General features: G+C 42.1%; 12 protein-coding genes and 1 riboswitch. Of the genes, 3 read left to right on the top strand and 9 right to left on the bottom strand.

Annotation, left to right across the window (positions count from 1 at the left end; translation table 11 throughout):
- Positions 1 to 123: 123 nt before the first annotated feature.
- A complete protein-coding gene (gene orn / locus DC53_RS01670; RefSeq protein WP_007378746.1) occupies positions 124 to 669 on the bottom strand; it encodes an oligoribonuclease in 546 nt (181 codons plus the stop codon).
- 120 nt (positions 670 to 789) lie between these two features.
- Here orn and rsgA point away from each other — a divergent pair, with 120 nt between their 5' ends.
- Together rsgA and asd are read left to right on the top strand one after the other, a co-directional pair.
- Positions 790 to 1,848, top strand: a complete 1,059-nt coding sequence (gene rsgA / locus DC53_RS01675; RefSeq protein ID WP_007378747.1) for a small ribosomal subunit biogenesis GTPase RsgA — start codon at positions 790 to 792, stop codon at positions 1,846 to 1,848.
- Positions 1,849 to 1,863: 15 nt separating this feature from the next.
- Positions 1,864 to 2,730, top strand: coding sequence for an archaetidylserine decarboxylase (asd, locus tag DC53_RS01680; RefSeq protein ID WP_007378748.1), 867 nt, complete (start codon positions 1,864 to 1,866; stop codon positions 2,728 to 2,730).
- Between the two features lie 869 nt (positions 2,731 to 3,599).
- On the opposite strand, the gene DC53_RS01685 is transcribed toward asd, so the two are convergent.
- From DC53_RS01685 to DC53_RS01720, 8 genes are all read right to left on the bottom strand, one after another.
- Positions 3,600 to 4,349, bottom strand: a complete 750-nt coding sequence (locus tag DC53_RS01685; protein ID WP_108912435.1) for a HesA/MoeB/ThiF family protein — start codon at positions 4,347 to 4,349, stop codon at positions 3,600 to 3,602.
- A 35-nt stretch (positions 4,350 to 4,384) separates the two neighbouring features.
- The gene (gene thiE, locus DC53_RS01690; protein WP_033031967.1) at positions 4,385 to 5,920 is read right to left on the bottom strand and encodes a thiamine phosphate synthase; all 1,536 of its coding nucleotides are present in this window, start codon (positions 5,918 to 5,920) and stop codon (positions 4,385 to 4,387) included.
- Between the two features lie 10 nt (positions 5,921 to 5,930).
- The gene (locus tag DC53_RS01695; RefSeq protein WP_033031965.1) at positions 5,931 to 6,722 is read right to left on the bottom strand and encodes a thiazole synthase; all 792 of its coding nucleotides are present in this window, start codon (positions 6,720 to 6,722) and stop codon (positions 5,931 to 5,933) included.
- 5 nt (positions 6,723 to 6,727) lie between these two features.
- Positions 6,728 to 6,922: a sulfur carrier protein ThiS gene (thiS, locus tag DC53_RS01700; RefSeq protein WP_002960781.1), complete on the bottom strand. Its 195-nt coding sequence runs from the start codon at positions 6,920 to 6,922 to the stop codon at positions 6,728 to 6,730.
- A gap of 7 nt (positions 6,923 to 6,929) precedes the next feature.
- Positions 6,930 to 7,931, bottom strand: coding sequence for an FAD-dependent oxidoreductase (locus DC53_RS01705; protein WP_033031963.1), 1,002 nt, complete (start codon positions 7,929 to 7,931; stop codon positions 6,930 to 6,932).
- Positions 7,932 to 8,037: 106 nt separating this feature from the next.
- Positions 8,038 to 9,990, bottom strand: coding sequence for a phosphomethylpyrimidine synthase ThiC (gene thiC / locus DC53_RS01710; RefSeq protein ID WP_033031961.1), 1,953 nt, complete (start codon positions 9,988 to 9,990; stop codon positions 8,038 to 8,040).
- 141 nt (positions 9,991 to 10,131) lie between these two features.
- Positions 10,132 to 10,246: riboswitch (TPP riboswitch) on the bottom strand.
- Between the two features lie 106 nt (positions 10,247 to 10,352).
- Positions 10,353 to 10,751 carry an META domain-containing protein gene (locus DC53_RS01715; protein ID WP_033031959.1) on the bottom strand — a complete coding sequence of 133 codons (399 nt, stop codon included), beginning with the start codon at positions 10,749 to 10,751 and terminating at the stop codon, positions 10,353 to 10,355.
- 126 nt (positions 10,752 to 10,877) lie between these two features.
- Positions 10,878 to 11,276, bottom strand: coding sequence for an acyl-CoA thioesterase (locus tag DC53_RS01720; protein WP_007378757.1), 399 nt, complete (start codon positions 11,274 to 11,276; stop codon positions 10,878 to 10,880).
- Positions 11,277 to 11,378: 102 nt separating this feature from the next.
- Here DC53_RS01720 and DC53_RS01725 point away from each other — a divergent pair, with 102 nt between their 5' ends.
- Positions 11,379 to 13,478, top strand: a complete 2,100-nt coding sequence (locus DC53_RS01725) for a TonB-dependent receptor (protein WP_033031957.1) — start codon at positions 11,379 to 11,381, stop codon at positions 13,476 to 13,478.
- Positions 13,479 to 13,692 lie beyond the last annotated feature (214 nt).

The raw sequence follows: 13,692 nt of genomic DNA, 5'->3' as shown, positions 1-13,692 counted from the left end.
CAACTGAGCTAGTACCGCATTTATTGATGGTAATTCAATCACTCAAACACACTAACCCCGCGTGGGTTATCGTCTTGAGCGGGGCAGGATTCTACAATAATACGGAGTGTTTGCAAGTGTTTTTTACAAATTAAAGAAATTTTCTCTATAGATTTTTAATTCCATAATCGAATCTTTAATATCGTCCAAAGCAAGGTGTGAGCCTTTTTTGTTCACTTTAGCAAGCACTTCAGGTTTCCAGCGACGTGCTAATTCTTTAATAGTACTTACGTCGAGATTTCGGTAATGGAAAAAGTCTTCAAGTTCACGCATGTATTTATTCATAAAGCGACGATCTTGCCCAATTGAATTACCACACATTGGTGATACACCCGCAGGCACCCACTGTTTTAAAAAATCTAACGTTTGCGCTACAGCATGCTCTTCATCGAAGGTACTTGCTTTGCAGCGCGCTGTTAACCCCGATTTACCATGCTGAGTCGTACACCACTCGTCCATACCATTTAGTAATTCATCATTTTGATGAATAGCTATAGTTGGCCCTTCGGCTAATATATTCAGGTCTGCGTCAGTGACAACCGTCGCAATTTCGAGTATTTTATCGGTCTCTGGTTCGAGTCCGGTCATTTCAAGATCGAGCCAAATTAAATTTGATTTATTAATAGTCATAATACCTAAGCGGTGCTTTCCTTTAGATCCAACGCATTTCGATATATCATATTAGCATCAACCGTCGAGCTAAAGCTTTTTTTAGGAAAAGCGACATTTAACTAAGGTTATAGGCCTCCAGTGGCAAAACAGAAAAAATTAAGTAAAGGCCAATCGCGTCAGATCAAGGCCAATCACCAAAAGCGCATTAATAGCGCAGACTCAAAACCAGCTAAAAAAGGCGCGCAAGAATGGCAAACCGATAATTTAGGTCAGGTCGAGAGCGCAATTGTGATCAGTCGTTTTGGCCAACACGCCGATGTCGAAACACAGAACGGCGATGTACTGCGTTGTAATATACGCCGTACCGTGTCAAATTTAGTGTGTGGTGATGAGGTATTGTTTCGCCGTGCCAAAGTAAGTGAAGGTGATTTAGCCGGAGTAATTGAAGCCACGCAAGAGCGTCGCTCACAACTTACCCGCCCTGACTTTTACGATGGTGTAAAAGTTATTGCAGCTAACATTGATCAAATACTCATGGTATCGGCGGTACTACCTGAGTTTACCCCAAGTATTATCGACCGCTATTTAATAGCCTGTGAAGATATGGGTATTGAGCCAATTTTAGTACTCAATAAAATAGATTTAATTGATGATGCTGGTCTTAGTGAAATACAAAAAGTTCTCGATATCTACCGTAAACTTGATTACCAAGTACTCCTTGTTAGTAATATATCGGGCAATGGTATTGATGAATTAAAAGAAGTACTTGTTGGTAAAAATAACATTTTTGTTGGTCAAAGTGGTGTGGGTAAATCAACCCTCGTTAACACTGTATTACCTAACGCTGAAATATTAACTAAAGAAGTATCTGAAAACAGCGGCCTAGGCCAGCATACAACAACTGTTTCACGCCTTCACCATTTACCAAGTGGCGGTAACCTAATCGATTCACCAGGAATTCGTGAATTTGGTTTATGGCATTTAGATGTTGAGCGTGTAACGTGGTGTTTTAAAGAGTTTAGAGAATTTATAGGCGGGTGCCGCTTTAGAGACTGTAAACATTTAAACGATCCTGGCTGTATAGTTAAAGAAGCTGTAGCCGATGGAAGAATTTCTCAATTGCGCTTTGACAGCTACCACCGAATTTTAGAAACAATGGCCGATGGCCGTGCAGGCGCCCGTGCGCCTCGCGTATAATTTAGGATAAATACTGTGAGTTTAGACAAATTTAAAATCGCAATGCAGTACGCAATGCCAAAACATTTTATTTCACGCGTAGTGGGAAAATTAGCCGCAGCTAAAGCAGGTGCTTTAACAACGACTTTAATTAAACTATTTATTAAGCAATATAAAGTAGATATGAGCGAAGCCCAATACCCAGATCCGGCTCATTATAAAAGCTTTAATGAATTTTTTACTCGCCCTCTAAAAGACGGCATGCGCCCAATGGTAGAAGATAGCAATATCATCACTCATCCAGTGGATGGTGCAATCAGCCAGCTAGGCGATATTGTTGACGGACAGCTAATACAAGCTAAAGGTCACGATTACAGCTTACAAGCGCTACTAGGCGGCTCACAAGATGATACAACACCATTTTTAGGCGGTAAGTTTGCCACCATTTATTTAGCACCTAAAGATTACCACCGTATTCATATGCCAATTGATGGCACACTAAGCAAAATGATTTACGTGCCAGGTGATTTATTTTCAGTAAACCCACTTACAGCGCAAAACGTGCCTAACTTGTTTGCACGTAATGAACGAGTAGTCGCAATTTTTGAAACTGAGATTGGTCCGCTTGCTATGGTACTTGTTGGCGCAACAATTGTAGCCAGCATAGAAACTATTTGGGCAGGTACTGTCACGCCACCAGCTGGTAGCGATGTATTTAGTTGGAAATACCCAACCACTGGCGATAACGCTATCACGCTTAAAAAGGGTGAAGAAATGGGTCGCTTTAAATTAGGCTCTACTGTGGTACTTGCATGGGGTGCTGATAAGGCTGAAATACTGGACGATCAACTACCAGAAGTGGTTACTCGCTTAGGTACTGCGTTTGCAAAAATTAACGACTAAAATAAATCGTTAATTAGAAATTAAAAAAACCGCGTTTAATTAACGCGGTTTTTTATTTTTGAAGGCGTAAAGCCTGCTCACGCGAAAAGGGCCGCTTTTGGTTTATAAGTAATTGTAGGCTATAGCGTTTATATTTTTATGGACTTCGCCCATCACGCCAGCAAGCTGTACGTCTACAGTTTGGTGCAGAAGTTTTGATATGTTGTAGACGTAGAGCTTGCTCACGTGAAAAGCGTCAGCTTTTGGTTTATATGTAATTGCAGGCTGCATCGTTTATGTTTTTATGGGCTTCGCCCATCACGCCAGCAAGCTGTGCGTCTACAAGCTTGGTGCAAAAATTTGATATGTTGTAGACGTAGAGCTTGCTCACGTTAAAAGCGTCAGCTTTTGGTTTATATGTAATTGCAGGCTTATAGCGTTTATATCTTTATGGACTTCGTCCATCACGCCAGCAAGCTGTGCGTCTACAAGCTTGGTGCAAAAATTTTGATGTGTTGTAGACGTAGAGCTTGCTCACGTGAAAAGCGCAGCTTTTGGTTTATATGTAATTGCAAGCTGCATCGTTTATATTTTTATGGGCTTCGCCCATCACGCCAGCAAGCCGTGCGTCTACAGTTTGGTGAAGAAGTTTTGATGTGTTGTAGACGTAGAGCTTGCTCACGTTAAAAGCGCCGCTTTTGGTTTATATGTAATTGCAGGCTGCATCGTTTATGTTTTTATGGGCTTCGCCCATCACGCCAGCAAGCTGTGCGTCTACAGTTTGGTGCAGAAGTTTAATGCGTTGTAGACGTAGAGCTTGCTCACGTTAAAAGCGCAGCTTTTAGTTTCTTAAAGCCACATGTAGTAACAGGCACAAGCCCCTTCAAAACCTATTTACCACACTCTTTACACTCTGAATCTTTAATCACTTTAAAATGCTGTTGCTTTAAAGTAAGCGCATCGAAGGTTATAAACATACATCCCTCTGCATGCCCCAGCAATAAATTGAGCGTAAGTTGCGCCTGCATAGAGCCTATTACACCAAGTAGCGGGCTAATTACTCCTGCGTTACTGCAATTTATAACCGGTGTAGCTTCGCTTTGTGGAAAAACACAGCCATAACATGGGCTATCACTTTGCCTAAAATCAAAGCCCATTAACTGCCCTTTGGTTGCGAGTGCAGCACCAGAAATTAACGGTGTTTTATTAGCAATACAATAACGATTAACACTATAGCGAGTACTAAAGTTATCAGAGCAATCAAGTACTATGTCAGCACCTTTTAGAATATTAGTGGCATTACTCTCATCTAGCTTTTGACAATGCGTTACTATGTTTATTTGATTATTCAGGCTCGCTAATACTTTACCCGCTGCAGCGACCTTGCTTTGCCCTAAGTGGTTTATTTTATAAAGCACTTGGCGCTGTAAGTTTGAAAGCTCAACCTCATCATCGTCAATTAAAATAAGCGTTCCAATACCCGCAGTGGCCAAATATAAAAGTGCTGGGCTACCTAAACCACCAGCCCCAACTACTGAAACCGTTGAGGATTTAAGTGCTAACTGCCCTTCAAGCCCAACTTCTTCAAGCAATAAATGGCGGCTGTAACGCAGGGTTTCTTTATCGCTTAGCTCACTCACGTTTATCAGCCTTATTAGTATTACCCTTGTTAGTTTTAATTGGCACTGCTTATGGCCACTTGCAGAGCGCTTATAGCCTCTACGTAATTATCAGCCTCGGTAATCGCACGCACTACGGCAACACTGCCTACGCCTGTTTTAGCTACCTGCTCAGCACGGCTTAAATCAATCCCACCTATTGCTACTGTTGGGTAGCTTTGCATAAGCGGCACAAATTTAATCAGCTTTTCAAGACCTTGTATTTGCCCTGTCATGTCTTTGGTGGTGGTTGGGTAAATAGCACCAAATGCCATATAACTAGGGCGATAATTATGCGCACGTAGCATTTCATAAAAACCATGAGTAGAAAGCCCAAGCCTTAGCCCAGCGTCTTTAATTGCCGCTAAATTAGCAATGTCTAAATCCTCTTGCCCTAAATGCACGCCATATGCACCGTGCTTAATAGCTAACTGCCAGTAGTCATTTATAAATACCTGTGCGTTGTATTGCTTGCCCAGCTCAACAGCATGCTTAATGAGCCCATCAAGCTCATCTTGCGTTTTATTTTTAACGCGTAACTGCGCTGTTTTAATGCCTTGTTGTAAGCACTTTTCTAACCAATCGGTGCTATCAACAACCGCATATAAGCCCAGCGATTTACTTTCACAAGGTGCAAAATCAGCAGCCATATTAAAATCAAGCGGCACATCGAAATCTAGTTCATCGCCCAGCCAGCTACCTGGCTCAATTACTTGTGGGTAGTCAGCTAAATTAGTGGGAAACGAGGTCTGAGCAACCGGTCCAATCCCCTCGCCGTATCGAACAGACTGCTTTAGCCCTTGGTTTATATATGCTTTAGCTAAAATGAAGGCATCTTTTAATGGGTAGTCTTTAGCTAAACACGCAGCAATTACCGAAGCCATGCTACACCCGGTGCCGTGGTTATGCGGTGTTTGTATTTTTTGATTGCCTAACCAATATTCTTCACCATTTTGTGTATTACTATCAATACAATAGTCAATGCAGTAGCCACTTGGGTAATCCCAATGTCCGCCTTTAATAACAACGGCTTTTGCACCCCAGCTTAATAGCTTATTAGCCGCTTCTTTTATTGCAGCTGGGCCAATTAAATACACACCGGTTAATAACTGTGTTTCGTGGGTGTTTGGGGTTATTACATCAACCAGCGGCAGTAAACATTCTTTTATTGCGCTGACGGTGTCTTCTTCTGTTAGTAAGTCACCGCTTGAGGCAATAGCAACAGGGTCATATACAATAACGGGAGGCGCAGGCCACTTAGCTTTATAGTGGCTTATATGTTCGCTGATCAACTGAATTTGCTGCACATTGGCTAACATGCCAATTTTTATCACTTTGGCTTTCATGTCTTTTTCAAGCGCTAGTAACTGCGATTCAATAATATCGGTAGACACTGCATTAATAGCCTCTACGCCTAAACTATTTTGTGCAGTAAGCGCCGTGATTGCCGTGCAGCCATGTACACCAAAACTTTGCATTGCTTTTATATCAGCTTGAATACCGGCACCGCCGCCAGAATCAGAACCGGCAATTGTCCATACTACGTTATTCATATTCTTTCCTTCACTGCTGATGCCAAAATGGCATACCCATTGTTGGGGTTGATGGGGCTGCAACGTCTTTTTCCGGCATCGCTTTTGCTTGATATGCAAAGCGCCCTGCTTCAACTGCGCCTTTAAATGCGCGGCTCATAGTAATTGGGCAACCCGCCCCTGCAATGGCTGAATTTAATAATACCGCATCATACCCCATTTCGAGTGCTTGGCAGGCATGCGATGGCAAACCTAAACCTGCATCTACTATTAATGTGGTATCGGGTAAGCGCTCTCGAATAGTTTTTAAATTATAACTATTTAACAAGCCCTTACCCGTGCCTATTGGCGCACCCCACGGCATAAGCACCTCACACCCTAGCTCATTTAAGCGCTGGCAAAGTACTAAGTCATCGGTGCAATAAGGTAATACTTTAAAGCCATCATTAATTAATATTTTTGTCGCTTCAAGTAACGCAAAAGGGTCAGGCTGTAAATTGTAATCATCGCCAATCAGCTCTAGCTTAATCCAGTCGGTGGCAAATACCTCTCGGCACATTTTTGCAAGCGTTATAGCTTCTTTAACGCTGTGGCACCCTGCGGTATTAGGGAGTATTTTTAAACCTGTATTTTTTATTAACTGCCAAAAGTCATCACCCGCTGCTGCACTTTGTTGGCGCCTAAGCGACACGGTTACAATTTCAGCGCCAGAGGCGACTATCGATTGGGTCATAATGTCGGGTGACGGATAAAGCGCAGAGCCTATCAATAAACGACTCTTTATTTGCTCTCCATAAATAGTTAAACAGTCTTTAGTTTGCATGAGCTTTATCCGCCTTGAATGGGTGACAGTAACTCAACACTGTCGCCTTCATTAAGTACATAGTTACTGTGCCGACTTTGTGGAATAAATTCGCCATTAACAGCCACAGCAAAAGGCGCAACTGCACCAAAACTTTGAAGTACCTCAACGAGCGCTTTGCTATTAACATTAAGTAGCTCGCCATTAATTGTAATGTTCATTTTATTCTCACTCTATTCGTGAAACTACTTGCGCCACTAATGCCGGTGCCAGCATATAACCATGACGATATAAGCCGTTAATGCTAATTACATTGCCAACTTGTGATACTTCTGGGCGGTTATCGCTAAATGCAGGGCGTAATCCGGCTTGAATATTAAGTAGTCGTGCTTCGGCAAATCCGCTGTGTACGGTATAAGCCGCTGAAAGTAACTCAAGAGTTGATCGCACTGTTGCGGCGCCGCTATCTTGCGATTCTATTTCGGTCGCACCAATTACATATTCATGATTAGGTTTAGGCGCTATATAAATTGGGTAACGCGGATGCATTAAACGCACAGGTCGCGTTAAATTTACTTCAGGTGCATATAGCCTTGCTACTTCACCGCGCACACCTCTAAGCGGTTTATCGCTTTTAGCACCAAGCCCACGACAATCAATAATGTAGTCAAATGGTCGATTATTTATTTCGCCGTTTTTAATGGTTACGCGCTGGTTAAACACACACTTAACTTTGCGCTTGTTGAGCATGGTAAAACTTGCTTTATAAAAGGCTTGGTTATCTATTTGCCCCTCGCAGGGTAAAAATAGACCTTGGTTAAACCGATTAGCAAGCTCTGGCTCTAACTGCGCTATTTGCTGAGCATTCAATGCCTGAGCGCTGTGCCCTGCTATAGGCTTTATTCTCTGGGTAAAGCTTTGTAAATCGCCTTTATCTTGCTGATGCGCAACGACCAATGTGCCTTGCTGCTGAAAAAAAACTTCACTTTCAAGTTCTGCAATAATGCCCGGCCAGCGTTTCATTGAATCAAGCCCCATTAAAGCTAAATCAGCCTCACACAATACCGACTCAGCAAGCGGGGCAAGCATTGCTGCTGCCACTTTACCGGCGCTATTTGGGGTTTGCTCGTCGTCTGCTTCAAACACCGTTACATGATGCAACTTACTTAGCTCAAGGGCAGCTAAGCGCCCTGCTAAACCAAAACCCACCACAGCAATGTTATAAAACATAAAACCTCCAAAAGCAGTTATTAGTAGGTGCGAACTCACTCGCACTTCTTCAATGTTTAAAGAAGCGAGGTATAAAACCTCACCTACATCTGTATCTAACTTATTGCTATACCGCTTTGTGGTAAATTTCTGAGCCTGTTTGCTTAAACTCAGCAGATTTAGCTTTCATTTCGGCTTCTACATCAATCATTTTTATTTCAATAGCGTCGCCAGCGTCATTTGGATCAATACCGCGTGTTTCTAAATCTTTAGCGTAATCGCGTACTTCTTGGCTAATTTTCATAGAGCAAAATTTAGGGCCACACATAGAGCAAAAGTGAGCCACTTTGCCTGACTCTTGTGGAAGGGTTTCGTCGTGATACTCGCGAGCACGGTCTGGATCTAAACCTATATTAAATTGGTCATGCCATCTAAACTCAAAACGCGCTTTTGATAAGGCGTTATCACGCTCTTGCGCGCCAGGGTGCCCTTTTGCTAAATCGGCGGCATGCGCTGCAATTTTGTAAGTAATTAAACCTTCTTTAACATCTTCTTTATTTGGCAGACCCAAATGCTCTTTAGGTGTTACATAACAAAGCATTGCACAGCCGTACCATGCTATTTGGGCCGCCCCAATACCTGAGGTGATATGATCGTACCCTGGTGCAATATCGGTCGTTAACGGGCCTAAAGTGTAAAATGGCGCTTCGTCGCAATGCTTTAATTGCTCATCCATATTGGCTTTAATCATATGCATTGGCACATGCCCTGGGCCTTCAATAAATACTTGTACGTCGTGCTTCCACGCAATTTTAGTCAGTTCACCTAATGTGCGTAGCTCACTAAACTGCGCTTCATCGTTGGCATCAGCAATAGAGCCTGGACGAAGGCCATCACCGAGTGAAAAACACACATCGTATTGTTTTAAAATTTCGCAAATGTCTTCAAAGTGCGTGTATAAAAAGTTTTCTTTGTGATGCGCTAAACACCACTTAGCCATAATTGAGCCACCGCGCGACACAATACCGGTTACACGTTTAGCGGTCATTGGTACATAACGCAGTAATACACCCGCATGAATAGTAAAGTAATCAACACCCTGCTCGGCTTGCTCAATTAGCGTATCGCGAAAAATTTCCCACGTTAAATCCTCAGCCACACCGTTTACTTTTTCAAGCGCTTGATAAATCGGTACTGTGCCAATAGGTACAGGCGAATTACGCACAACCCATTCGCGGGTTTCGTGAATGTAACGACCCGTTGATAAGTCCATCACGGTGTCTGCCCCCCAGCGGGTAGACCACACCATTTTTTCTACTTCTTCTTCAATAGATGAGCTGACCGACGAGTTACCAATGTTGGCGTTAACTTTAACTAAAAAGTTACGACCTACAATCATAGGCTCTGTTTCTGGATGGTTTATATTATTTGGTAAAATAGCGCGACCACGGGCTATTTCGTCGCGTACAAACTCTGGGGTAATAAATTCAGGAATACTCGCACCAAACGACTCGCCTTTATGCTGCGCGGCTAGTAATTCTTTACGAATTTCTGCACGTCCCATATTTTCGCGAACGGCTACGTATTCCATTTCAGGAGTAATAATCCCTTGGCGTGCGTAGTGCATTTGCGTTACGTTTTTACCAGCGACACCACGGCGAATTTTTGGCAAGTGATCAAAGCGAATATGATCCAGCCCTTCATCTGCCATGCGCTGCTGCGAAAACTGCGACGTCACTGATTCTAAAATTTCAGTGTCACCACGGTTTTCAATCCATTGTTCACGAAATTTTGGTAAGCCTTTACGCACGTCTAGTTCAAAATTAGGATCGGTATACGGGCCCGAAGTATCGTAAACGCGAAGCGGATCGTTTGACTCATAAACAGGGTTTTCATCTGTACCGCCAATAAACGTATCACTTAACGTGATTTCACGCATACCAACGCGCACGCCTGGTTGAGTACCTTCAACGTATACTTTATGAGAATTTGGGAACGGTTGACCCGTTAAGTTATAAATATATTCAGACGCGGCAGCGCGAGTTTCTCGGCGCGACGCTTTATTTGTAGTGTTTGACATGACTTGCCTCATTGCTTAAGGGTTGTCTTGTCAGATATTCCAAAGGAATAGAGAAAGATCGTAAAGTAGCGTACATGCTACTTTGCAGCCTAAAAAATAAATCACTTTATTGTGCGCATAAAAAAAGACGCACAAGCGTCCCATTTTAGGCAGCTTGTTCCCTACGCAGGTATTAACCTGATCAGGTTCACGGATCCCGCTTTCGCGATCTCAGCCAAAAACTAATTACTTAGCTTTGGCACTCCGACAAGTATTGATATATAAATTCTGTTCATTAATTTGATATATTATTCATCAAATCTGCGCTGAGTGTACGTCAGTTAAAAACTGCCCGCAAGGGGCTGTTTTTCAAAAACTTAAAATTATTTAGGGATAAACACAAATGTTTGCTCGCCTTGCATGACTAATTGCTGGTCTTGCATTTTAAGCTCTGCGCCTTGATTTAAGGCTTGTAATAACTGCTGCTCAAACTCATCAATTTCTTTGCCGCACGACTTGCGCGTCATACCTAACTTGCTTACAGTCAGGTTACTTTCTTCAAGCGAACCTTCACCAAAAAATTTGTTACAGCCAGCAAAACCGTTTACTTGCAGTGCTTCAATAAAACTCATTGATGCATTAAACGAAGGTGGAATTGCTAAACCATCAACACGTGATAATTGCCATTGGGTGTATTTTAGCTGCTCACTGGTAACCGTCCCTGTCGATGCGCAACCAACACATAAACCGATTATAAGCATCGGTATTGCTGCTAATTTCATGCTACTACTAACTAATTGTCTAATTACTGTAATAATAACAATATTTATGCGATTTATCCGTTAAAAATGCATGTTTAAAATGTAAATTTTTGTTCTATGATAGTTCAAAAGTTACGCTACTACGCACTAAGTTGTAGTTTTGAATACATTATCTATTTGATCAGGCAAAAATGGGCGGCCTTTTTCATTAACCGACGTTCCTATTATTAGTGCATTGAGCATTACTTTTTCATCGTATTTACGAACAACCGTTTGCTTAAATGCAAATTTAAGGCGACTTATACGCTGCGGCTCTACAGCCACATAAAACTCATCACCCGGTAAGAGCGAATGCTTATAATCCATTTCACTGCGCATCACGACTAGATTAATTTTATCTTTTGCTAACTGAGCAAAATCAATACCATTTGCGTATAAAAATTCGTGGCGAGCGTGCTCCAAATAATTAAAATACACACTGTTATTTACAATGCCTTGTAAGTCACATTCGTAATCACGCACTTTAAAGTCAACTTTAAAGGTCATATTAATAATCCTAATTATTTAACGTATAATTGCCGAGTTTATAGCACATGTGCTCAAATAATTGCTACCATACGAGTCCCTAAAATGGAGTTAAGTAACCTAATGAACTTACGTTTGTCTTTAATTACCGCAGCACTTTTACCGCTGCTTGGTGCACCACTTGCAGCTAACGCTGACGATAGCAACCTAGAAAGAATTGTTGTAACTGGCGATTTTCAACGCGAAAGCATTCAAACCTTAAGCGCAAGCGCAAGCTTATTCAGCGAAGAAGAAATTAATCTACGTGGTGCAAGTTACTTAGACGAAATATTAGGCAGTACCGCCAATGTAAACTTTACTTCTGGCGCGTCGCGCGGACGCTATATCCAAATCCGTGGCGTGGGGCTTCGCTCACAATTTGTAGACCCGATTAATCCATCAGTTGGTTTAGTTATTGATGGTATTAACTATTCTGGCCTTGGTGGCAGCTCATTATTATTTGATATAGACCAAGTAGAAATTTATCGCGGCCCACAAGGCACTCGCTTTGGCGCAGACGGTATGGCCGGCATGATCCAAATGGGTTCAGCTAAAGCCACAAGCGATCCAAGTTTAAAATTACAAGTAGGTGCTGGCACATACAACACACGCGAAGCAGGCATTGCAGCAAGCACAGGCTTAACAGATGACACTAGCGCACGCGTTAGCTACTTTCGCAGAAAGTCAGACGGTTACGTAGATAACCTGTACTTAAATGACGAAACACAAAATCAAGACGAGCAAGTAGCGCGTTTTAAATTAAACAGTCAGCTTACAAAGCATTTAAATACTGAGCTAAACCTTCACTATATTGATATAAACAATGGTTACGATGCGTTTACGCTTGATAACAGCCGCAATAGTGTTGCCGATGAACCAGGCCAAGATAATCAACAAAGCTACGCAATAGGCGTTAATAATACTTACACGGGCTTTGACGCTTTTGATGTAAATCTAAACCTATCGGCTATTGATTCCGAATTACTTTACAGCTTTGACGAAGACTGGGGTTGTAACGATACAAGTGAGCCAAATTTATGTGCTGCTGGCTTACATCCTGATGGATACAGCTCAACCGATCTTTACAGCCGCGATCGCGATGACCAATCAGTAGATTTACAATTTAATTCTAAAACAGGTAACTGGGTTGCGGGTATTTATTACCAAAACCGTGATGTTGATTTAGAGCGCCAATACACATGGTTAGCAAGCCCGTTTTCTTCAACTTACGAAACCAGTAACGTTGCAGTATATGGTCAAGTAGCGACTCCAATTGGTTCTAAAACAACACTCATTACAGGTTTACGTGTAGAGCAATACCAAGGTGACTACACCGATAGCAATGGCTTTATACAAGACACTGACGATGTAATGGTTGGCGGTAAAATTGCGCTAGAGTATCAAGTAATTGATCGTACGATGATCTACACAAGTATTACGCGTGGCTACAAAGCCGGTGGTATTAACTCAGAAGCACTGGCTAAAGCGAAAGATGAAGGCTTAAACCTAAGCGCTGATTTTTTCCAGCAGCACACCAGTTTCGACCCTGAATATTTATGGAGTGGCGAATTCGGCGTTAAAGGCTCATCACTTGATGACAAATTTACACTTCGCTTAGCTGCATTTTACATGCACCGCGATGATATTCAGTTAAAAGCATGGCAAGTAGAAGGTCAGCAATTTACCGGTTATGTTGATAACGCAAGTTCTGGCAGCAATTACGGACTAGAAGTTGAAGGTAGTTACCAACTAACTGATAATCTGTTTTTAACAGGTAGCGCTGGTTACTTAAACACTGAAATAGACGACTTTGTAACACAATCAGGCTTAAATCAAGACGGTCGCGAACAAGCACAGTCACCTAAATACCAGTATGCGTTTACTGCTCGTTATAACTTTACAAGTGAGCTTTACGGTATGATTGGTGTTGAAGGTAAGGACGATTATTACTTCTCTGATAGCCACAACTCACAAGCACCAAGCAGTAACTTAGTTAATTTAAGCTTTGGCTATGAAGCAGACATGTGGGCAGTACGCGCATGGGCTCGTAATGTATTTGACGAAACAGTCCCTACACGTGGCTTTGAATTTGGTAATGACCCACAAGATGGCTACGCAACACATACCTACACACAATTAGGTGAGCCTCGTGTAGCAGGTGTTACCTTTACACTTAATCTGTAAAGCACAGCCGTTGGCTTTCAAATGAAAGCTACAGCAAGCAATAAAAAACACCGCGTTTAATTTAAACGCGGTGTTTTTATTTGTAGGTGAGGTTTTATACCTCGCTTTTTTATAAAGTTAAATTACATGAGCGCGAAGTAAATTCGCACCTACAGGTCAAGCATCACACTCTTTGCATATCAAACATAAATAATAATAAAATGTGTTGTAGACG

The organism is Pseudoalteromonas fuliginea, from assembly GCF_000690055.1.
Lineage (GTDB): Bacteria > Pseudomonadota > Gammaproteobacteria > Enterobacterales > Alteromonadaceae > Pseudoalteromonas > Pseudoalteromonas fuliginea.
The sequence above is the reverse complement of the archived record's forward strand: the minus strand, read 5'-3'. Positions and strand labels throughout refer to the sequence as shown.

Coding starts and splice junctions, on each gene's coding strand:
- orn (WP_007378746.1), bottom strand. CDS start 669: ATGACTATTAATAAATCAAATTTAATTTGGCTCGATCTTGAAATGACC.
- thiE (WP_033031967.1), bottom strand. CDS start 5,920: ATGAATAACGTAGTATGGACAATTGCCGGTTCTGATTCTGGCGGCGGT.
- DC53_RS01695 (WP_033031965.1), bottom strand. CDS start 6,722: ATGCAAACTAAAGACTGTTTAACTATTTATGGAGAGCAAATAAAGAGT.
- thiS (WP_002960781.1), bottom strand. CDS start 6,922: ATGAACATTACAATTAATGGCGAGCTACTTAATGTTAATAGCAAAGCG.
- DC53_RS01705 (WP_033031963.1), bottom strand. CDS start 7,931: ATGTTTTATAACATTGCTGTGGTGGGTTTTGGTTTAGCAGGGCGCTTA.
- thiC (WP_033031961.1), bottom strand. CDS start 9,990: ATGTCAAACACTACAAATAAAGCGTCGCGCCGAGAAACTCGCGCTGCC.
- DC53_RS01715 (WP_033031959.1), bottom strand. CDS start 10,751: ATGAAATTAGCAGCAATACCGATGCTTATAATCGGTTTATGTGTTGGT.
- DC53_RS01720 (WP_007378757.1), bottom strand. CDS start 11,276: ATGACCTTTAAAGTTGACTTTAAAGTGCGTGATTACGAATGTGACTTA.
- DC53_RS01725 (WP_033031957.1), top strand. CDS start 11,379: ATGAACTTACGTTTGTCTTTAATTACCGCAGCACTTTTACCGCTGCTT.